The 19,424-nt window shown below is 70.8% G+C and carries 20 protein-coding genes; 12 read left to right on the top strand and 8 right to left on the bottom strand.

The features are described from left to right. Nucleotides 1-250 precede the first annotated feature (250 nt). Complete coding sequence (locus tag AB6L24_RS02850; RefSeq protein ID WP_405651705.1) at nt 251-550, bottom strand: hypothetical protein; 300 nt, start codon at nt 548-550, stop codon at nt 251-253. Between the two features lie 100 nt (nt 551-650). Between AB6L24_RS02850 and AB6L24_RS02845 the strand changes: the two genes are divergently transcribed. Beyond that, complete coding sequence (locus tag AB6L24_RS02845) at nt 651-1,556, top strand: oxygenase MpaB family protein (RefSeq protein ID WP_405651703.1); 906 nt, start codon at nt 651-653, stop codon at nt 1,554-1,556. Nucleotides 1,557-1,584: 28 nt separating this feature from the next. On the opposite strand, the gene AB6L24_RS02840 is transcribed toward AB6L24_RS02845, so the two are convergent. After that, nucleotides 1,585-2,106 carry a PadR family transcriptional regulator gene (locus AB6L24_RS02840; protein ID WP_405651701.1) on the bottom strand — a complete coding sequence of 174 codons (522 nt, stop codon included), beginning with the start codon at nt 2,104-2,106 and terminating at the stop codon, nt 1,585-1,587. A gap of 123 nt (nt 2,107-2,229) precedes the next feature. Here AB6L24_RS02840 and AB6L24_RS02835 point away from each other — a divergent pair, with 123 nt between their 5' ends. Beyond that, on the top strand, nt 2,230-2,985 hold the full coding sequence (locus AB6L24_RS02835) for an alpha/beta fold hydrolase (protein WP_405651699.1): 756 nt from the start codon (nt 2,230-2,232) through the stop codon (nt 2,983-2,985). Between the two features lie 59 nt (nt 2,986-3,044). On the opposite strand, the gene AB6L24_RS02830 is transcribed toward AB6L24_RS02835, so the two are convergent. Further along, nucleotides 3,045-3,644, bottom strand: coding sequence for a class I SAM-dependent methyltransferase (locus AB6L24_RS02830; protein WP_405651697.1), 600 nt, complete (start codon nt 3,642-3,644; stop codon nt 3,045-3,047). Nucleotides 3,645-3,797: 153 nt separating this feature from the next. Here AB6L24_RS02830 and AB6L24_RS02825 point away from each other — a divergent pair, with 153 nt between their 5' ends. The 5 genes from AB6L24_RS02825 (at nt 3,798) to AB6L24_RS02805 (ending at nt 8,715) form a co-directional block, all read left to right on the top strand. After that, on the top strand, nt 3,798-4,571 hold the full coding sequence (locus AB6L24_RS02825; RefSeq protein ID WP_405651694.1) for an MHYT domain-containing protein: 774 nt from the start codon (nt 3,798-3,800) through the stop codon (nt 4,569-4,571). A gap of 61 nt (nt 4,572-4,632) precedes the next feature. Continuing rightward, a complete protein-coding gene (locus tag AB6L24_RS02820; protein WP_405651692.1) occupies nt 4,633-7,212 on the top strand; it encodes a nitrate- and nitrite sensing domain-containing protein in 2,580 nt (859 codons plus the stop codon). Beyond that, nucleotides 7,209-7,643 carry a roadblock/LC7 domain-containing protein gene (locus tag AB6L24_RS02815; RefSeq protein WP_405651690.1) on the top strand — a complete coding sequence of 145 codons (435 nt, stop codon included), beginning with the start codon at nt 7,209-7,211 and terminating at the stop codon, nt 7,641-7,643. The genes AB6L24_RS02820 and AB6L24_RS02815 overlap by 4 nt, the downstream gene beginning before the upstream one ends. 18 nt (nt 7,644-7,661) lie before the next feature. Further along, nucleotides 7,662-8,084, top strand: coding sequence for a DUF742 domain-containing protein (locus tag AB6L24_RS02810; RefSeq protein WP_341948552.1), 423 nt, complete (start codon nt 7,662-7,664; stop codon nt 8,082-8,084). Beyond that, nucleotides 8,065-8,715 carry an ATP/GTP-binding protein gene (locus AB6L24_RS02805; protein WP_078619132.1) on the top strand — a complete coding sequence of 217 codons (651 nt, stop codon included), beginning with the start codon at nt 8,065-8,067 and terminating at the stop codon, nt 8,713-8,715. The genes AB6L24_RS02810 and AB6L24_RS02805 overlap by 20 nt, the downstream gene beginning before the upstream one ends. Before the next feature lie 34 nt (nt 8,716-8,749). On the opposite strand, the gene AB6L24_RS02800 is transcribed toward AB6L24_RS02805, so the two are convergent. Next, nucleotides 8,750-9,178: a PPOX class F420-dependent oxidoreductase gene (locus tag AB6L24_RS02800; RefSeq protein ID WP_030359305.1), complete on the bottom strand. Its 429-nt coding sequence runs from the start codon at nt 9,176-9,178 to the stop codon at nt 8,750-8,752. A gap of 93 nt (nt 9,179-9,271) precedes the next feature. Between AB6L24_RS02800 and AB6L24_RS02795 the strand changes: the two genes are divergently transcribed. From AB6L24_RS02795 to AB6L24_RS02780, 4 genes are all read left to right on the top strand, one after another. Continuing rightward, on the top strand, nt 9,272-9,685 hold the full coding sequence (locus tag AB6L24_RS02795; RefSeq protein WP_030359306.1) for a roadblock/LC7 domain-containing protein: 414 nt from the start codon (nt 9,272-9,274) through the stop codon (nt 9,683-9,685). Nucleotides 9,686-10,031: 346 nt separating this feature from the next. Then, complete coding sequence (locus AB6L24_RS02790) at nt 10,032-10,916, top strand: DUF6397 family protein (RefSeq protein ID WP_405651685.1); 885 nt, start codon at nt 10,032-10,034, stop codon at nt 10,914-10,916. A gap of 223 nt (nt 10,917-11,139) precedes the next feature. Beyond that, nucleotides 11,140-13,224, top strand: coding sequence for a hypothetical protein (locus AB6L24_RS02785; RefSeq protein WP_405651683.1), 2,085 nt, complete (start codon nt 11,140-11,142; stop codon nt 13,222-13,224). A gap of 30 nt (nt 13,225-13,254) precedes the next feature. Further along, nucleotides 13,255-13,674 (top strand): hypothetical protein, encoded by a 420-nt coding sequence (locus AB6L24_RS02780; protein ID WP_405651681.1) that lies wholly within the window; start codon nt 13,255-13,257, stop codon nt 13,672-13,674. 74 nt (nt 13,675-13,748) lie between these two features. Here AB6L24_RS02780 and AB6L24_RS02775 read toward each other — a convergent pair whose 3' ends face one another. From AB6L24_RS02775 to AB6L24_RS02765, 3 genes are all read right to left on the bottom strand, one after another. Further along, on the bottom strand, nt 13,749-14,282 hold the full coding sequence (locus AB6L24_RS02775) for a tetratricopeptide repeat protein (RefSeq protein ID WP_405651678.1): 534 nt from the start codon (nt 14,280-14,282) through the stop codon (nt 13,749-13,751). Nucleotides 14,283-14,413: 131 nt separating this feature from the next. Continuing rightward, nucleotides 14,414-15,316, bottom strand: a complete 903-nt coding sequence (locus AB6L24_RS02770) for an acyl-CoA thioesterase (RefSeq protein ID WP_405651676.1) — start codon at nt 15,314-15,316, stop codon at nt 14,414-14,416. A 37-nt stretch (nt 15,317-15,353) separates the two neighbouring features. Continuing rightward, nucleotides 15,354-17,927: a DEAD/DEAH box helicase gene (locus AB6L24_RS02765; protein WP_405651674.1), complete on the bottom strand. Its 2,574-nt coding sequence runs from the start codon at nt 17,925-17,927 to the stop codon at nt 15,354-15,356. 61 nt (nt 17,928-17,988) lie between these two features. Here AB6L24_RS02765 and AB6L24_RS02760 point away from each other — a divergent pair, with 61 nt between their 5' ends. Further along, nucleotides 17,989-18,783 carry a metal-dependent hydrolase gene (locus AB6L24_RS02760; protein WP_405651672.1) on the top strand — a complete coding sequence of 265 codons (795 nt, stop codon included), beginning with the start codon at nt 17,989-17,991 and terminating at the stop codon, nt 18,781-18,783. Between the two features lie 23 nt (nt 18,784-18,806). Here AB6L24_RS02760 and AB6L24_RS02755 read toward each other — a convergent pair whose 3' ends face one another. Further along, nucleotides 18,807-19,424 carry an FMN-binding negative transcriptional regulator gene (locus tag AB6L24_RS02755; protein WP_405651670.1) on the bottom strand — a complete coding sequence of 206 codons (618 nt, stop codon included), beginning with the start codon at nt 19,422-19,424 and terminating at the stop codon, nt 18,807-18,809.

Genomic DNA, 19,424 nt, shown 5'->3' with positions numbered 1-19,424 from the left:
CAGTGCGGTCGCCAACTGCTCGACGCGGGCACCGCCCTCGCGGTGCCCAAGCGCAGGGACACCGCCGCGTGGCGCGCCCTCGCCGCCCTCCTGGCCGCCGGTGTGCGCTTCCGGCCGGACTGCTGCGGCTGTGGGCCCGGCCATCGGCCCCGTACGCCCAGAGAAGTCCGTGAACGCCTGCTGCACGCCGCAGACTCGGGAGTTCCCATCAGCGCGGCGCTCGTGTGCCCGGACCCGACGCACACCGACGTCAGGCGGCAGGCAGGCCGAGGAGCGTACGCGCCACGGCGCGCGGCGACTCGTCGCGCTCCCGCGCGAGGGCGATGACGGCGCGGCAGGCGAGTTCGTTCACCCCGAAGGACAGGGCCTCCGGAGACACCCATCCCGCGGCCTCGTCGACGCCCTCCTGGTCGTCCTCGGCGCACGCCGCCACATAGACGGCGGCCGCCTCGAAGAGGTTGTGCGGGCGCTGCTTCTCGGCGACCGCGGCGGGCGCAGCCGGTTCCGTCGCCCCGCCCCGCTGCCAGCGCTTGCGGATCTTGTCGAACATTCCGACCGCCTTCCCCCAAGTGGATCACACCGTGGAGCACGTGAACTACAGATCCCCAACGTAGAGTTGGAGTCCCGGCTGTAGATAGGGGGACCGTGCGGTGAAGCGCTACGAACGGCTCCGGCACATCCGGCGCCTGGACCCGGAGAAGGACTTCCTGACGATCTACCGGCTCTCCGCGACGTACGAGTTCCCCTGGGACTTCACCCGCGCCCTCGAGCTCGCGCTCTACCGCACCTACGCCGTCCCGAGCATCGGCCGCCTCCTCGCACGGACCGCGGAGCTGACGGACCGTACGCAGAAGCGGTACGACGACACGGCGCTGCTGCTCGACGCGGTCGTCGAGCACGGCTTCGACAGCGACGTCGGCCGCACGGCCATGCGGCGCATCAACCAGATGCACGGCAGCTACGACATCGCCAACGACGACATGCGGTACGTGCTCTGCACCTTCGTGGTGACGCCCAAGAGGTGGATCGACACCTACGGATGGCGCAGGTTCTCCCAGCACGAGGCCGCCGCGTCCGCCGTGTACTACCGCACGCTCGGGCGGCATCTGGGCATCCAGGACGTCCCCGGCTCCTACGAGGAGTTCGCCGCGTGCCTCGACGCCTACGAAGAGGCCCATTTCGCCTGGGACGAGGACGCGCGAACGGTCTCCGACGCGACCATCGACCTGATGGCCTCCTGGTACCCCCGCCCCCTCGCTCCCCTCCTGCGCGCGGCCACCGTCGCCCTGCTCGACGACACCCTGGTGAGTGCCTTCCGCTACGACCGGCCCCATCCCGTCACCAGGACGCTCGTCCGCGGCGCGGTCCGGCTGCGCGGTCGCGCGGTACGCCTGCTCCCGCCGCGCACGGCCCCGCACTACGCCCGGCAGAACCGCGAGATCAAGGGATACCCGTACGGCTACCGGGTGGACGAGCTCGGTACGCGTCCCGTGCCCGGGGTGCGCGGCTGCCCGGTGCACCACGCGGATCCGTCGGCGCCGCCGCGTCCCGAGTGACCACGGCCCGGCCTCCCGCCCGCCGGTCTCAGCCGAGTGACACCAAGGTCTTGCGGAGCCAGGCGAGTTCCGCGCGGCTCGTGGCCCGGGCGATGGTGAGGATGCCCTGCCGGAACGGATCGTCGAGCTCTTCGGCGCGCAGCGGGCGGTCGCCTTCGTAGAAGAAACTTGCCGGCTCCTGCAGGAAATCCAGACGGCGCCGCAGCACTCCGGCCTGGGCGTCGGCGTCGTCGAGGTGGCGCAGGAACGCCAGCAGCGTGAACCAGCGGTTCTCGTCCGTGATGTCCGCCCGCGCGGGCTCCGTGAGGCGGCGGCGCAGCTCGCGCCTGCCGGCGTCGGTGAGGCTCAGGACGTGGCGCGGCGCGGCGACGGCGCCGGGCTGGGTCTCACGGGCCAGCAGGCCTGTCTTCTCCAGGCGCTTGATGGCCGGGTAGAGCGTGCTCTCCGCGACCGGACGCACGTGCCCGGTGAGGGCCGTGATGCGCTTGCGCAGCTCGTAGCCGTGCAGCGAGTGGTCGTAGAGGAATCCGAGGATGGCGAGCTCCAGCATGCCCGCATTCTGCCGCACTCACGGTGTACATCGATCCCATAATACATCGGTGCCGATGTATAGTCTCCGGAGAGTCGAGGCAATGGGATGTCAAGGCGGCGAGGCAGGGGGATGGACGTGGCCATGCGTGACGCGCGGTTCGACGTGCGGGGAAGCCGGATCCGGTGGACGGAGTCCGAAGGCGTCGGACCGGCGCGTGTGTACGTCCACGGCCTCGGCGCGGCCTCGGCCGCCTACCACGCGCACATCGCCGCACGCCCCGAACTGGCCGGGCGCAGATCGCTGTTCCTGGACCTGCCGGGCCACGGCCTCAGCGACCGCCCCGCCGACTTCGGCTACAGCCTGGAGGACCACGCGGATGCGGTGGCGGCCGCACTGGACGGGGCCGGGGCGCCCGGGGCGGAGCTCGTCGCGCACAGCATGGGCGGCTCCGTCGCCATCGTGCTCGCGCATCGGCGGCCGGACCTCGTGTCACGCCTGGTCCTCACAGAGGCGAACCTCGATCCGGCTCCTGCGGAGACGGCGGGCAGCAGCCGAATCGCTGCCTACGAAGAGGAGCAGTTCGTGAGGGAGGGGCATGCCCGTGTGCTCGAGCAGGCGGGGCCCGTGTGGGCTGCGACCATGCGGCTAGCCGACCCGCGGGCACTGCACCGCAGCGCGACCGGGCTCGTCCGGGGCACCGACCCCACCATGCGCGTGATGCTGATGGGCCTCTCCGTAGAGCGCGTGTTTCTGCAAGGCGCGCTCAGCGGTGAACTCGTGGGTCATGACGAACTGGTGGCGTCCGGGGTGCGGGTCGTCACGGTTCCGGGCGCCGGGCACAACGTCATGCTGGACAACGCGACGGCTTTCGCCGCGGCGGTCGCCGGCCGGGTCTGACCTGCTGACGCTGCGGGATCGGGTGGCGCCTGACGCTGCGCCAGACGTCACCGGCGTCGTCAGCTCTCCCGCACGGCCAAGGCGAGGAACCGGGTGTCCTCGTCGACGTACGACTGCATGCGCCAGCCCGAACCGGACAGGAGCGGCCGGAGGTTGGGCTCCGCGCGGAGGTCGTCCGGAGTGATCTGCCGTCCCTGGCGGGCGGCGAGCGCGGCCCGGCCGATGGGGTGGAACAGGGCGAGCAGCCCGCCGGGGCGCACCACACGAGCCAGCTCCCGCAGGTTCACGGCCGGCTCGGGCAGATGAGAGATCAGACCCGCGCCGAACACGGCGTCCAGGGAATGCGTGCGCACCGGCAGTCGCGCCACGTCGGCGAGGAGCAGCAGCCCGTGGGTGTCCCTGCCCGCCCGCACGGCGGCTTCGAGCATCGCCGGGGTGAGATCCGCCCCGAGGACGGCGCCCGCGGGCCCCACGGCGTCCCTGAGGGCGGGCAGGGCGCGCCCGGTGCCGCAGCCCGCGTCCAGGACGCGGTCGCCCGGCCGCAGCCCGAGCTCGGCCACCGCCGCGCGGTACGCCGGACCGTCGTCCGGGAAGCGGCTGTCCCAGTCGGCGGCGCGTGCGGTGAAGAACTCCTGGACGTGCGTGTGGTCGTCGGTCATGTGGCTCATGATCCCGCACGCGCAGGTGTTCGTGGGTGGCGCGATCGTTCAGGGACAGCAGGTGTCGCATCACGCCAGCATTCGAAACTTCGGGGGCAGCTTTCGAACTGCGCCCCCGTCGTGCGCCCCTGACGGGTCTAGCGTCCATGGGCCATGGGACACTTGGACCACGCCACGTTCGGTTGGCTGACCCCCGTACTGTCGTACGCGATGGCCTGCGTCGGTGCGGCGCTCGGACTGCAGTGCACCGTGCGAGCCCTGGGCGCCACGGGGCGTTCGCGCCGCAACTGGCTCATCACCGCCGCCTCCGCGATCGGCACCGGCATCTGGACGATGCACTTCGTCGCGATGCTCGGATTCGGTGTCAGCGGCACAGAGATCCGCTACGACGTGCCGCTCACGCTGCTGAGCCTGCTCGTCGCGATGGTCGTCGTCGGAGCGGGCGTCTTCGCCGTCGGCTACGGCCGCGACCGCGGACGCGCCCTCGCGCTGGGAGGGCTCACCACCGGCCTGGGGGTCGCGAGCATGCACTACCTGGGCATGGCCGCGCTGCGGCTGCACGGTGACGTGCGGTACGACCCGATGCTGGTCACGCTGTCCGTCGTGATCGCCGTGGTCGCGGCGACGGCCGCGCTGTGGGCCGCCGTCAACATCACGTCACCCCTCGCGGTGGCCGGAGCGTCGCTCGTCATGGGCGGGGCGGTGAGCAGCATGCACTACACCGGAATGCTGGCCGTTGGTGTCCGGGTCACGCCCTCGGGCGCGGAGCTGCCCGGGGCGACGACGATGCAGTTCATCTTTCCGCTCGCCGTCGGACTCGGCTCCTACCTGTTCCTGACCTCGGCGTTCGTCGCATTGTCCCCGAGCGCCGGGGAGCGGGCGGCCACTGTGTCGGCCCAGCGACCCGTCGAGAGCGCCACTCCGTAGCGCACGCGGACCGGCCACGGCCGGGAGGCACACGTCGCGCACCCTGCCGAGCGAGGAGGCCATGGAGACACCCCGGACCACCCCCGAAACCGGCTCGCCGCCCCCGAGTGCGGCACAGGCCCGAGGCCGCCGTGCCCACGCGGGCCCGCCCGCGGACGAGAACCGTGCCCCGGCGGAACCCCGTCCGGACGGGGCTCCGATCACCTCGCCGCCTGCGGCACGGTGGCGACTGCGCCCGCGTACCGTCCGGGCCAAAGTCGTATGCCTCCTCATGGTGCCGGTCGTCTCCCTCCTCGCCCTGTGGGCCTTCGCGACGGTCAGCACCGCCCAGGACGTCGCGGGCCTGCGGCGGACACAGCAGGTGGACTCCGCCGTACGAGCGCCCGTCGTCGCGGCCGTCACCGCGCTCCAAGCCGAACGCGCCGACGCCGTGCGGTACGCGACCAAACCCGCCGCCGACCGGGCCGCGGCCCTCGAGCGGCAAGCCGCGCGCACCGACCGGGCCGTGGCGGCGTTGCGCCTGGGCAAGGGCAACACCGTGGCTGACGGAGCGGGCCTTCCCGCGCCGGTGACGGACCGGCTCGCGGCGTTCGTCACGGGTGCCGAGGGGCTGCGTACAGTGCGCACGTCCGTACTCGACCGTCGCACCGGATGGGACGACGCCTACGGGCAGTACACCAAGGCCCTCACCTCCGCCTTCAGGGTCAACGGCGCGCTCTCCGCCGTCCAGAGCGGCGAATCGGGCTCCCACGCGCGCGTACTGCTCGAATTCTCACGGGCGGGCGAGATGCTGGCCCGTGAGGACGTGCTGCTGGCGAGCGCCCGGCTCGCGGGCACCTTCGACGGCGAGCGACTGCGCAGGTTCACCGGCGCCGCCGACACCCGGCAGACACTCGTCGAGACGGCAGCGAGCGATCTGCGTGGCCCCGAACGCGCCGCGTGGCAGCGTCTCTCGGCAGGAGCCGCGTACGCCGACGTGACAGCCGTCGAGGACAAGGTGCTCCTCGCCGAGCCCGGCGAGCAGGCCCTCGCGGCGGCCCCGGCCGGCACCTGGGACACCGCCCACGCGACCGTGCTGGACGAGCAGCGCGCCATCGCCGACCGCGCGGCACGGGACGCCGCCGACCGCGCCGACCCCCTGGCCCGAGGCGTGTTCACCGCGGCCGGGGCCGCGGTGTTCCTCGGACTCGTCGCCGTTGTGGCCTCCCTGGTCATCTCCGTACGCATCGGCCGCGGCCTCGTCGTCGAACTCGTCGGGCTCCGCAACCGCGCCCTGGAGATCGCCCGCCGCCAACTGCCGCACGCCATACGCAAGCTCAGGGCGGGCGACGACATCGACATCCACGTAGAGGCGCCGCAAGGGCCCCCGGCCGAGGACGAGACGGGCCAAGTCGCCGAAGCGCTCGGCACGGTGCACCGCGCCGCCCTGCGCGCCGCCGTCGAGCGTGCCGAACTCGCGAGCGGCATCTCCGGAGTCTTCGTCAACCTCGCCCGCCGCAGCCAGGTCCTCGTCCACCGGCAGCTCAGCCTGCTCGACACCATGGAACGCCGGGCGGACGACCCGAACGAACTGAGCGACCTGTTCCGCCTCGATCACCTGACCACCCGCATGCGACGGCACGCGGAGAGCCTGATCATCCTCTCCGGAGCCGCGCCCGGCCGAGCCTGGCGCATGCCGGTGCCGCTCACGAACGTCGTCCGCGCCGCTCTCTCCGAAGTCGAGGACTACGCGCGCGTGGAGGTACGCCAGCTGCCCGCCGCCGACGTCGTGGGCGCTGCCGTCGCCGACCTCACCCACCTCCTCGCCGAACTCGTCGAGAACGCGGCCCAGTTCTCACCGCCTCACACCAAAGTGCGGGTCAGCGGCGAACCCGTGGGCAACGGATACGCCCTGGAGATCGAGGACCGGGGCCTTGGCATGGGCACGGAGGTCCTGGTCGAGGCCAACCGCCGCGTCACGCAGTCCGAGGCGCTGGACCTGTTCGACAGCGACCAACTGGGCCTCTTCGTAGTGAGCAGGCTCGCCGCGCGGCACGGCGTCAAAGTGCATCTGCGGGCCTCGCCGTACGGCGGCACCACAGCCGTGGTCCTGCTGCCCACCGCACTCCTGCACAGCGGAACCGCCGAGCCTCCCGCAGGGCGTACGACGGACCGCCACGAGCGTGAAGAGCCGCGTGGGGCCGAGGCCGCCGAGTACGCGCGCGTGGGCGGCGTGGCGTCCCACAGCGCCCATCTGGCCGCTGCGGCCGGACGTCCCGCCCTCGGCCCGCCGTCGGAACCCGTTCGGCCCGCGCCGCCGCCCCCTGGCGTCACCGCACTCCATCTGCGCAAGCAACCGGAAGGCGCGTCGTCGGGGACGCCGAACACCGCTGCCGCGGACGCCTCGGACGAACTCCCGCGCCGGGTGCGCCAGGCGAGCCTCGCCCCGCAACTGCGCCACGGACCGCCTACCGCCGCCCCCGGGGCCGCCGACGCCCGGCCCGACCACCCGCGTAGTCCCGAGCATGTACGGGACCGCATCGCCGCCTACCGGGACGGCTGGGCCCGCGGCGGGGGACGGCTGCCCGGCGTCATCGGAGCCGTGCCGGACCCGGATGTGGCCCACAGAAGCACTGACCGCAGCGAAGGAGAGCCCTCATGATCCGGGATTCGAGCCTCACCGCCGGACGGTCCGGTGAACTGGACTGGCTCCTCGACGACCTGGTGCTGCGCGTCGGCGAGGTGCGACACGCCGTGGTCCTGTCCAACGACGGGCTCGCGGTCGGCGCCTCCACGGCGCTCACGCGTGAGGACGCCGAGCATCTGGCCGCTGTCGCCTCCGGGTTCCACAGCCTCGCCAAGGGCGCGGGCCGGCACTTCGGAGCCGGGGGCGTGCGCCAGACGATGGTCGAGATGGATGACGCGTTCCTGTTCGTGGCCGCCGCGGGAGACGGGTCGTGCCTCGCCGTGCTCAGCACGATCACGGCGGACATCGGCCTGGTCGCGTACGAGATGGCCCGCATGGTCAAGCGCGTCGGGGAGCACCTGGACACCCCGGCGCGCTTCTCCGGCCGCGAGCCGGGCTCCGGGTGACCGAGGCGGGCGGCAGTCATGACCGACGACAGGAGCGGTGCCGAGCACCGGCACGGGAGCCAGTGGTTCGACGTCGAGGCCGGGCCCCTGGTCCGTCCGTACGCCATGACCGGGGGACGCACCCGGCCGGGTCCCAGCGGTGTGCGCTTCGACCTGATCGCGCTCGTCACCCTCACCGAATCCGGAACGACCGCGACCGGGCCGGGCGGCGACGCGGCACTGGGCCCGGAGCACCGGGCGCTCATCGGACTGTGCCGCGCCGAGACCCAGTCCGTCGCGGAGCTCGCCGCCGGTGCCGACCTGCCCGTGGGCGTGGTCAGGGTCCTGCTCGGCGACCTCGTGGAGGGCGGCCACGTCGTCGTGCACCGGCCCGTGGCGCCCGCCCAGCTACCTGACGAGAAGATCCTGCGAGAGGTGATCGATGGGCTCCGAGCGCTCTGACGCCATGAGCGGCGACACCACGGTGACCGGTGAGACCGCCGGTCCCGAAGGAACCGCCGAGAGCACCGCCATGGCGTTGAAGATCCTGGTCGCCGGAGGCTTCGGCGTGGGCAAGACCACCTTGGTCGGCGCAGTCAGCGAGATCCGGCCCCTGCGTACCGAGGAACTCCTCAGCGAGGCGGGCCAGTCGGTCGACGACACCGAGGGCGTCGACCGCAAGGTCACGACGACCGTCGCGATGGACTTCGGCCGTATCACCATCAGAGCCGGCCTTTCGCTGTATCTCTTCGGGACTCCGGGGCAGGACCGTTTCTGGTTCCTGTGGGACGAGCTGTCACAGGGAGCCCTCGGGGCCGTCGTCCTCGCGGACACCCGCCGCCTCGAGGACTGCTTCCCTGCCGTGGACTACTTCGAGCACCGCCAGATTCCGTTCGTCGTGGCGGTCAACTGCTTCTCGGACGCCCGGACGTACGGCGCACACGACGTCTCACGAGCCCTGGACCTCGACCGTGGGACTCCAGTGGTGCTGTGCGACGCACGTGACCGCGATTCAGGAAAGGAGGTGTTGATTCGACTGGTCGAGTACGCCGGGCGGAGGCATACCGCCCGGCTGCTCGACTCCATCGGATGAGATGTCGGCCGGGTGAGATGCCGGCGGAGCGCGGTCAGTCGGCGACCGCGTCCTGCGCCAGCACCTTGTCGATCCTGACCCGGACGAGCAGTTCGCCGGGAACGCCGTTGCGCCTGCCGAACTCCTCGGCCCGGTCCTCGCCCATGTACCGGCCGCCGAGACGGGTCGCCCAGTGCCGTACCTGCTCGATGTCCTCGATCAGCTCGGCGTGGCCCTGCAGGACGACGAAGCCGAACGGAGGCCGGTCGTCGTCCACGCACAGTGCCACGCGCCCGTCGCGCGCCAGATTGCGCCCCTTGACGGTGTCCTTTCCGGTGTTGAACACCAGGTCGTCCCCGTCGAGGAGGAACCAGATCGGCGCGATGTGCGGGCTGCCGTTCGCGCGAACGGTCGACAGCTTGGCGGTGCGGGTGCCGTGCGAGACGAAGGCCCGCCATTGTTCATCGGTCATCTTCTGTGCCATGTCCCCATCATGCTTGCCGGGACGCCGGAGGTGGGGAAGGCTGGCAGGTCAGATCCTCCAGCCAGGGGGAGCGACGCAGGGGGAGAAGGGATCATGGCGCAGAACACGGGGCTCGGCTGGCTGCTCGACGACTTGACCAAACGTGTGGAGCACGTACGGCACGCACTGGTGCTGTCCAACGACGGCCTGGTGACCGGGGCGAGCTCGGATCTCGAGCGTGAGGACGCCGAGCATCTGGCGGCGGTGTCGTCCGGTCTGCACAGCTTGGCGAAGGGATCCGGCCGTCATTTCCACGCGGGCAACGTACGTCAGACAATGATCGAGTTCGACGACGCCGTCCTGTTCGTGACGGCGGCGGGCGACGGCAGTTGCCTGTGCGTGCTCAGCTCCGCGCAGGCCGACATCGGCCAAGTGGCGTACGAGATGACACTGCTGGTGAACCGCGTCGGCGAACACCTCGGCGTGGGCGCCCGGCATCCGGACAGGACTCCCGTCGTAGACCTCTGACCTGCGGGAACGGTCACGCAGGCAGAGTTATCCACAGGCCGAGCGGGAAAGGGGCCGGTCGGGCTACGGTTTTTCCACGAGCAATGACCACGCACGGGGGAGAACCGCCATGAATGGCGACACGCAGACTATGGCCCAGCTTGTGGCCGCAGTTGGACCGGGGCCCGCATTCAGGCCTGTCGGCGCGGCCGGTCGCATCACACCGGCCACGGCGCCGGCCAGGCCCAGCCCTTCCGGTCCCTCAAGTCACCCGCCGACCTCACGGGCCGGGACAGCGCCCACGGTCGCGCGCAGCAGCGCCGCACGAGAACTGGGTCTGAAACGCGGCGAGTTCGACCTGGCGGTGATGCTGGGCCGCATCCGCACCGTCGCGGATCCGGCCGGAGGACGCCGCCGGGTGCGGCGGGAGGAGATCGACCGCGTCCGCGCGACGCCGGGATTCCCGGAGTCCCTGCGGGACCGTGTCAAAACCGTGGGAACGGCGGACGGCGCGGCCCTCATGGACATCACACCGGCGCGGTTCACACGCCTCGCCCGCGCGGGGGTACTGACGCCGGTGAAGTGGTACGTGAATCGCTACCGCGCGGTCGTCTGGCTCTATCTCGAGGAAGAGCTACGCCAGTTCACCGCTTCCGCGGACAGCACGGCGCTGCTCACCGGGCGCGCGCCGGAAGGCCTGCGCACCAGATTGGAAGAAGGCACCGACCTGCGGGCGCGCAACTGGCGGAGCAGGCACGCCGGGTTCCTGCTCCGCCAGTCGGAGGACCCGTGGGAGCGCGCCGCCGCCGGTGCCTCCCTGCTCGACCCGGCGCACCTCGCGGAGGTCGTCAGGGACCCCTACGAACGCGCCTACCTCAACCGGCTCAAGCCCGAACCACTGACGCAAGCGGCCCCCGAATCACCCACGTCACGCATCGTCGAGCGCATCGTGACCGCCGACGACCCGAACGAGATCAGCTGGCTCCGGGCCAACGTGATCCTCACCCTCGAGGAGGCCAGGCGCCTGCGCCCCGCACCCCGGCCGGGCCGCCCACCCGTCTCCGCCTCACCCCGCCCCCACCCCGCGCTCGACCCGGTGCCGTGGCCGACCGCACACGTCGCCGGGGCGGCTCCCGGCCAGTGGGCGCACAAGACACTGCCGCCCGAGGGCCGCATGCCGGAGCCGGAGGGGGACGGGCGACGCGAGGAGCCGAGAGGACTCTTCAAGTGGCTGCGGCGCAGGCGGACCTAGCGGCCTTGTCTGTCCGTGCAAAGTGGTCGACTTCCTACGGAAAGAGCAAGAAAGCGATCGCTAACCCACTAAGTCGTGTCATAGGGTTTACTGGAATAACGGCCTGTTGTACTGCTGTCCCAGGGGTTGATACGGGGGGACGGGGCGGCAGTTGGGTGCGAGCGTCCAAGCAAGGGACATCAGCGGGCAGTTAGTTGTCGGTGACAACAACAACGTCAACGTCGTGAACCACATCGTGGTGCACGACAACGGATCATCTGTGGCACCGAGCGCCGAGGGTCCGCCACGTGTCCAGCGCCGCCCGTGGCCGGCGGACTGGGTTCGGCCTCCGAAGGCGCCCGTGCTGCTCGGGCGTGACGAGGAACTCGCCCGCATCAACGACCGGCTCGCCGAGGGATACGCAGTCCGGGTGTACGGCCCGCCGGGCAGTGGCAGGACGGCCTTGCTGAGCCGCGTCGCCGCGGACCGAGGACCGGACGGCTTGGTGATCTTCATCCAGGCCGCCGACTCGGACGCCGAGGACATTCTCCAGCAGATCTTCCAGTCCTGTTACGACACGGAGGACTACAAACCGGGCTCGGCACGGCTGAAGCGGCTCATGGCGCCCATAGAGGCACTGGTTGTCGTCGATGACTTCACGGACCCTGATCCCGACGGGCTGGCCGCACTGCGGGACGCACTCCCGGGCTGTGACGTGCTGGTCTCCTCCACTGAGCACGGCCCGCCGGAAACGGGATCGGATACCCGCAGCTGCCAGCTCGGCGGACTGTCGCCGAGCGCGTCGCTCGCCCTGCTCGAACGGGAACTGGGCAGGCCCCTCAGCGACGCGGAGGCACGCGAGGCAGCCCGCTTCGCCGCCGAGGTGCACGGACATCCGAGGGCCCTGATCGCCTCGGCAGCTCTGTTGGAAACGGGAGGCAGCACCGATGTGGCCTTCATCGCGGACGAGGCCGTGGTGGCCTCGGGGCTCGCCGGAAGGATCGGCCAGGGAGCGGCGCAGCTGCTCGGTGCCCTGTGTGCCTTCCAGCCCCTCCCCGTGCCCGCGGCCCTTCTCGGAGCGGTTGGCGCGGGCGCCCCTGCGCCGGGGGCCTTGGCGGAACTTCAGCAGGTGCGCCTCGTCACCCGCGAGGGCGGTGGCTACCGAGCCCGGGGGCGACTCGCCGTCCTGACCGCCGAAAGGTCCAGCACCCTGCGGGACGCGGCTGCCGCCACCACCGCACTCGCCACCTGGATCGGTCAACGTCCTGGCCGGCGCGAGGTCGCTGCCGGATCGGGGTTGCTCCGGCGCGCTCTCGCCGAGGCCGCACGACAGGGAGATGACACGGCCGTACGGGACTTGGCGAAGGCTGCCGCGCCCGTACTGGCCCGCAGCCTGTGCTGGGGTGCTTGGAAAGATGTGCTGGCGCTCGGCGGAGCAGCCGCTGCCAGGCTCGATGCCACCGAGGACGTCGAGTACTTCGCACGGGAGGAGGATGTACGGCGCAAGGCGCTTGGCCTGGTGGGTGTGGCCGCATCGCTGGCATCGGCGGCCGGCGGCGTGGCTGCAGGTCAGGGCATCAGTGGTACGGACCGGCCGTCGGCGGAGGGCGTGCAGGACGGCGGGGCCGGCCAGTCGGCAGGTGCCGGTGGAGGGCTGAGCGGTCCGCTGGCGGCTGGGCTCGGGGTACTGGTTCTGGGAGCCGGGGGTCTGCTGGCGGGACTGCTCGCGTCGGGTGGTGACAGCGCACCTGCTGCGGGCCCCTCGGCCGATCCCCGTTCCGCTTCCGGCGTCACCACCACACCCAAGCGCTCCGGTACGTTCAAGCCTTCGCGCCCGGAAGCGGGCAGGTCCTCGGAGAAGCCGCGACAGCGGAAAAGCACGTGGCGCGACAGTTCCCGACCGTCCGACAAGGATCGGCCGGACAAGTCGTCCCGCCCCGTCTCCTCGACATCCGAGAGTGAACGACCGTCCAGTTGCCGCCTGATGGGAGTCAGCTCGACGCATTTCCAGCCCATGCCGGTGGGGAGCGAGGACAGCCGCACACTCTTGTACGACGGCTACGACTGTGACAGCGACGAAAGCGTCACGTTCTCCGTCACACCGGAAACTCAGCCGCCCTCCTTCACCCTGGAGCATCGAGGGTGTTCACCCACCGGTGACCGAGAGTTCCGCTGCACCATGATCGTTACCTTTCGCCCCCAGTCCCCGGGCTCCTACACGGCACGACTGGACGTGGCCCACGACGGCGACTCGATCGGCATGAACATTCCCGGCACCGCCTTCACGCAAGAGTCGCCGTCGGACGCAACAGTGAATCCCACTGGCTGACCGGCTTCCGTACGACACCAAGGAGACATCATGACCGACAAGCCGACCGAGGCCCGTTTCCTTCGAGCCCGTGACATCTCAGGTCAAGCAGTGATCGGGGACGGCAACCATGTCGTCGCCGGAAACGGCGACGCCAAGCCCACGGCCACCGTGACCGAGGCCCAACTGGCCACTCTGCGCGACGCCTTCGCCTCCGTGCGGGCGGAGATTCCCACCGAGGGCCCGGCCACCGACCGCGCGGCGGAGCTTCTGGACGAGCTCGAGGAGGCCGTTACCACTCCCCAGACGAACCTGACGACGATGGCGTACGTCCGGCGTTGGTTCGCCACCAACCTGCCCGCTCTGGCGGGCAGCGTGGCCGCACTGCTGGCCCACCCGGTCGTGGCGCAGTTGGCCGAGGCGGCGGGTGGCGGACTGGCGGCCGGATACCACGACCTGGTCAACGGCTGAGGGCAGAACACGGTCGAGCACGGCTCCAACCGCCTCCAGCAGCGGCGCGGCACGGCCACCCGCGACGAGACCGGCTAGACCGTAGCGTCGAGATCCTTGGCGTAGTGCTCGATGGCGGGGCCGTACACGGCGATGTCCTGGTCCCGGCTCGTCGACGCGAGCAGCTGCAGCAGGATGCCCATCGCGTCGTGGGCCTTGCCCGTGTTGTACAGCGCCATGGCCAGGAAGGTCTTGAGGGCTCCGTCGTCGGGGAACTCCTCGGACGCGTGGCTGAGGGCGGCGACGGCCTCCTCGTACCGACCGAGGACCCGGTAGGTACTGCCGAGGCCCAGGAGCGCGCCGCGGCGGTCGCTCTCCGACAGGCCGGGGCGCTGGATCGCGCGCAGGTAGTACGGCAGGGCCTCGGCTTCGAGGCCGAGGGTGTCGTGCACCCAGGCGGTCTGGTACGCCACTTCGGAGTCGTCCGGGAAGCGCTCGCTGAGGGGGACCAGGAGAGCGCGCGCTTCCTCCCGGTGGCCGGACTCGCGGAGCCGTACGGCCTCGGCGAGTACCTCGTTGCGGCCGGTGTCGGCTTCCGGACCGGCGTTCGTGCTCCTGCGGGTGCTCATCGTCTCGCTCTCGTCCGTTGTGTGGCGGTCGGTCGTGTCGGTCGGCTCGGGCGCCGGTTGGCTGTGCTGGGTGCTGGGTGCTGGGTGCTGGGTGCTGGGTGCTGGGTGCTGGGTGCGCGGGCTGCTGTGGCTCAGGTGTTCGGAGTGGGCGTGCCCATGGGGCGGGGAGTGTGCGGACGGAAGAGGCCCTCCTGGACGACCGAGACGAGGAGCCGGCCCTCGATGTCGTAGATACGGCCCCGGGCGAGGCCGCGGCCGCCCGTGGCGATCGGGGACTCCTGGTCGTACAGGAACCACTCGTCGGCGCGGAAGGGCCGGTGGAACCACATGGCGTGGTCGAGCGAGGCCATGTCGAAGCCGCGCGGGCCCCACAGCGGCTCCACCGGGATGCGGACGGCGTCGAGCAGGGTCATGTCGCTGGCGTACGTGAGCGCGCAGGTGTGCACCAGCGGGTCGTCGCCGAGCGGGCCGACGGCGCGCATCCACACCGCGCTGCGCGGTTCGGCGTCCTTGATCTCCTCGGCGGTCCAGCGCAGCCGGTCCACGTAGCGGATGTCGAAGGGCTGCCGCCGGGCCATCCGCTCCAACTGTTCGGGGAGCGCGCCCAGATGTTCCTTGATCTCCTCGACGACCGTCGGCAGTGACTCCGGGGCCGGCGCCTCGATGCGGGGCGGCAGTTGGTGTTCGAAGGCGCCCTGTTCGGGCTGATGGAAGGAGGCGGTGAGATTGAAGATCGTACGACCCTGCTGGATGGCGGTGACGCGGCGCGTGGTGAACGAGCGACCGTCGCGCACCCGCTCCACCTGGTACACGATGGGCACGCCCGGGCGGCCGGGACGCAGGAAGTACGCGTGCAGCGAGTGCACCGGCCGGTCGCCCTCTGTGGTGCGGCCGGCCGCGACCAGCGCTTGCCCGGCGACCTGCCCGCCGAAGACGCGCTGGAGGGACTCCTGCGGGCTGCGACCGCGGAAGATGTTGACCTCGATCTGTTCCAGGTCGAGCAGATCGACCAGGCGGTCGGCGGGATTGTTCATGACGGCTCTTCGACTCCTGTCCGGGGGCTGGGGGCGCTCAGAGCTGGCCGACGTCCGTGACGCGGACGACGGCGCGGCCCTCCTCGTCGGAGGCCGCGAGGTCGACCTCCGCGCTGATGCCCCAGTCATGGTCGCCGTTCGGGTCGGCGAACGTCTGGCGGACGCGCCACAGACCGTGCTCCGGATCCTCCTCGATGCGCAGCAGCTTGGGGCCGCGCGCGTCGGGGCCGGTGCCGAGGTCCTCGTACTCGTCCCAGTACTTGTCCATGGCGGCGCCCCAGGCGTCCGCGTCCCAGCCGGACTCGGCGTCCAGCTCGCCCAGCTCCTCCACGTGGTCGAGGGCGGCGAGTTCGACGCGGCGGAACAGCGCGTTGCGGACCAGGACGCGGAAGGCGCGGGCGTTGGCCGTGACCGGCTTGACCTGGTCGGCCTTCTCCTGGGCCTCCTCGGCCGTCATCACCTCGGGGTTGGCGAGCTGCTCCCACTCGTCCAGGAGGCTGGAGTCGACCTGGCGGACCATCTCGCCGAGCCAGGCGATCAGATCCTCCAGGTCCTCGGACTTCAGATCGTCCGGGATGGTGTGCTCAAGGGCCTTGTACGCGCTGGCCAGGTAGCGCAGGACGATGCCCTCGGTGCGGGCGAGTTCGTAGAACGAGGTGAACTCGGTGAAGGACAGCGCCCGCTCGTACATGTCCCGGATCACGGACTTCGGCGACAGCGGGTGGTCGCCGACCCACGGGTGACTGGTGCGGTACGTGTTGTAGGCGTGGAAGAGGACCTCCTCCAGCGGCTTCGGGTACGTGATGTCCTGAAGGCGCTCCATCCGGTCCTCGTACTCGACGCCGTCGGCCTTCATCAGCGCGACGGCCTCACCGCGCGCCTTGTTCTGCTGGGCGGCGAGGATCTGGCGCGGGTCGTCGAGGGTGGACTCCACGACGGAGACCATGTCGAGGGCGTACGAGGGCGACTCGGGGTCGAGGAGTTCGAACGCGGCAAGGGCGAACGTCGACAGCGGCTGGTTGAGCGCGAAGTCCTGCTGGAGGTCGACCGTCAGGCGCACGATGCGGCCGGTGGCGTCCGGCTCGTCGAGCTTCTCGACGACACCGCCGTCCAGCAGGGAACGGTAGATGGCGATGGCGCGGCGGATGTGGCGCAACTGCTGCTTGCGCGGCTCGTGATTGTCCTCCAGGAGGTGCCGCATCGCCTCGAAGGCGTTGCCGGGCCGCGCGATCACCGAGAGCAGCATGGTGTGGGTGACGCGGAAGCGCGAGGTGAGAGGCTCGGGCTCGGAGGCGATGAGCTTCTCGAAGGTGTTCTCGGTCCAGCCCACGAAACCCTCGGGAGCCTTCTTGCGCACCACCTTGCGGCGCTTCTTCGCGTCGTCGCCGGCCTTGGCGAGCGCCTTCTCGTTCTCGATGACGTGCTCGGGGGCCTGCGCGACGACGAAGCCCGCCGTGTCGAAGCCCGCCCGCCCGGCGCGGCCGGCGATCTGGTGGAACTCCCGCGCGCGCAGGGTGCGCACGCGATTGCCGTCGTACTTGGTGAGAGCGGTGAACAGCACCGTGCGGATGGGCACGTTCACGCCGACACCGAGGGTGTCCGTGCCGCAGATGACCTTGAGGAGGCCCGCCTGGGCGAGCTTCTCGACGAGGCGGCGGTACTTCGGCAGCATGCCCGCGTGGTGCACGCCGATCCCGTGCCGCACATAGCGCGAGAGGTTGCGGCCGAACTTCGTGGTGAAGCGGAAGTTGCCGATCAACTCGGCGATCTGGTCCTTCTCGGCCCGCGTGCACATGTTGATGCTCATCAGCGACTGCGCCCGCTCCACGGCCTGCGCCTGCGTGAAGTGCACGATGTAGACCGGTGCCTGCTTGGTCTCCAGGAGCTCGGTGAGCGTTTCGGTGATGGGGGTGAGGCGGTACTCGTACGAGAGGGGGACGGGGCGGGTCGCGGAGCGGACCACCGACGTGGGGCGACCGGTGCGACGGGTGAGGTCCTTCTCGAACATCGAGACGTCGCCGAGCGTCGCCGACATCAGGACGAACTGCGCCTGCGGCAGTTCGAGCAGCGGGATCTGCCAGGCCCAGCCGCGATCCGGTTCCGCATAGAAGTGGAACTCGTCCATCACGACCTGGCCGATGTCGGCGTTCTTGCCGTCGCGCAGCGCGATGGAGGCGAGGACCTCGGCGGTGCAGCAGATCACCGGGGCGTCGGCGTTCACGGAGGCGTCGCCGGTCAGCATGCCGACGTTCTCGGTGCCGAACAGCTTGCACAGGTCGAAGAACTTCTCCGACACCAGCGCCTTGATCGGAGCGGTGTAGAAAGTGACCTTGTCCTGGGCGAGCGCGGTGAAGTGCGCACCGGCCGCGACCAGGCTCTTGCCGGATCCTGTCGGTGTCGACAAGATCACATTCGCCCCGGAGACCACCTCGATCAGCGCCTCCTCCTGGGCCGGATAGAGAGTGATCCCCTGGTCCTCGGCCCACGACGAGAAGGCTTCGAAGAGGGCATCGGGGTCGGCATCCGGCGGCAGCTGATCGATAAGGGTCACACCCCCATCTTGCCTCCCTTCCCGCCCGATCAGGGAACCGGACGGTCGCACGAAGATCACGAACGCTACGCTGTGTCGCCAACAGGCCGTCAGGACAACAGGAATGGGGCGGGGAACAGCGATGATGGGTCCGGCACACTCACTGTCGGGGGCGGCGGCCTGGCTGGGCGTCGGCGCCGCCGCGGCCGCCGCGGGGCACTCGATGCCCTGGCCGGTGCTCGTCGTGGGAGCCCTGATCTGCGCCGGGGCCGCGCTCGCGCCCGACCTCGACCACAAGTCGGCGACGATCTCGCGCGCCTTCGGGCCGGTCTCGCGCGGCCTGTGCGGGATCGTCGACAAGCTCTCCTACGCCGTCTACCGGTCGACCCGCAAGCCGGGCGATCCGCGCCGCTCCGGCGGCCACCGGACGCTCACGCACACCTGGGTCTGGGCGGTGCTGATCGGCGCGGGTTCGTCGGTGCTCGCGGTGACGGGCGGGCGCTGGGCGGTGCTCGCGCTCCTCTTCGTGCACATGGTGCTCGCCATCGAAGGCCTGCTGTGGCGGGCCGCGCGCGGGTCGAGCAGCGATGTCCTGGTGTGGCTCCTCGCCGCGGCCAGCGCCTGGATCATGGCGGGGGTCCTGGACAAGCCCGGCAATGGTTCGGACTGGCTGTTCACGGCGCCGGGCCAGGAGTATCTGTGGCTGGGCCTGCCGGTCGTGCTCGGTGCGCTGGTGCACGACATCGGGGACGCGCTGACCGTCTCCGGCTGCCCGATCCTGTGGCCCATCCCGATCGGCCGCAGGCGCTGGTACCCGATCGGGCCGCCGCGGATGATGCGGTTCCGCGCCGGGAGCTGGATCGAGCTGAAGGTGCTGATGCCGGTGTTCATGCTGCTCGGGGGAGTGGGCGGCGCGGTCGCGCTGAACTTCGTCTGAGGCGCGGGCGGGGATCCGGTCGGTCACTCACCGTGGCGGGGGTGCAACAGGTGGTCCCGTGCGGCGCGGTCCCGTGGCCCGTCGCGTGCCAGCAGGCGCCGGGCGACCTCGGAGCGGTGCGGTTCGTCCACGTTGCCCCCGAACTTGAACTTGCCGGTGACCTCGCCGATGGTCAGCCGCAGGGCACGGATCTCCCGGAGGCGGTGCTCGTGGACGGTCGGATCCGCGATCCCGCTCTCCGGCTCCAGCTCCTGGAGCTGCTTCCGCAGCACGGCGAGCTTCTCCTCCGGGGTCTCAAGCACCTCGGCCGTGCATCGCAGTTGCACAGCCGCGTAGTACACCGTGGGGATTCCCCGCGCGGGATCCTCGTCGTCGATCGCCTTCCAGGCGCCGGGAATGTACGTCCAGTCGCCGACGACGCTCAGCAGGACGGCGGGATTCTCGCGAACGGCCCGGAACACGGGATTTCCGGACGCGAGATGCAGCAGCACCGTCTCGCTGTCGGCGAGGAGGTACTGCGTGGGTACCGCGACGGGGAAATCGCGGTTGCGTCCGGTGGCGATGAGCTGTCCGAATCCGTGGCCGCGCACGAATTCCAGCGACTTCTCGCGACTGCCGCGATCATGGGGTCGTATCAGCAT

Origin of the sequence: Streptomyces sp. RK9 (assembly GCF_045070545.1) — a bacterium.
Taxonomy (GTDB): domain Bacteria; phylum Actinomycetota; class Actinomycetes; order Streptomycetales; family Streptomycetaceae; genus Streptomyces; species Streptomyces alboflavus.
This window is presented reverse-complemented; position numbering and strand designations above follow the sequence as displayed.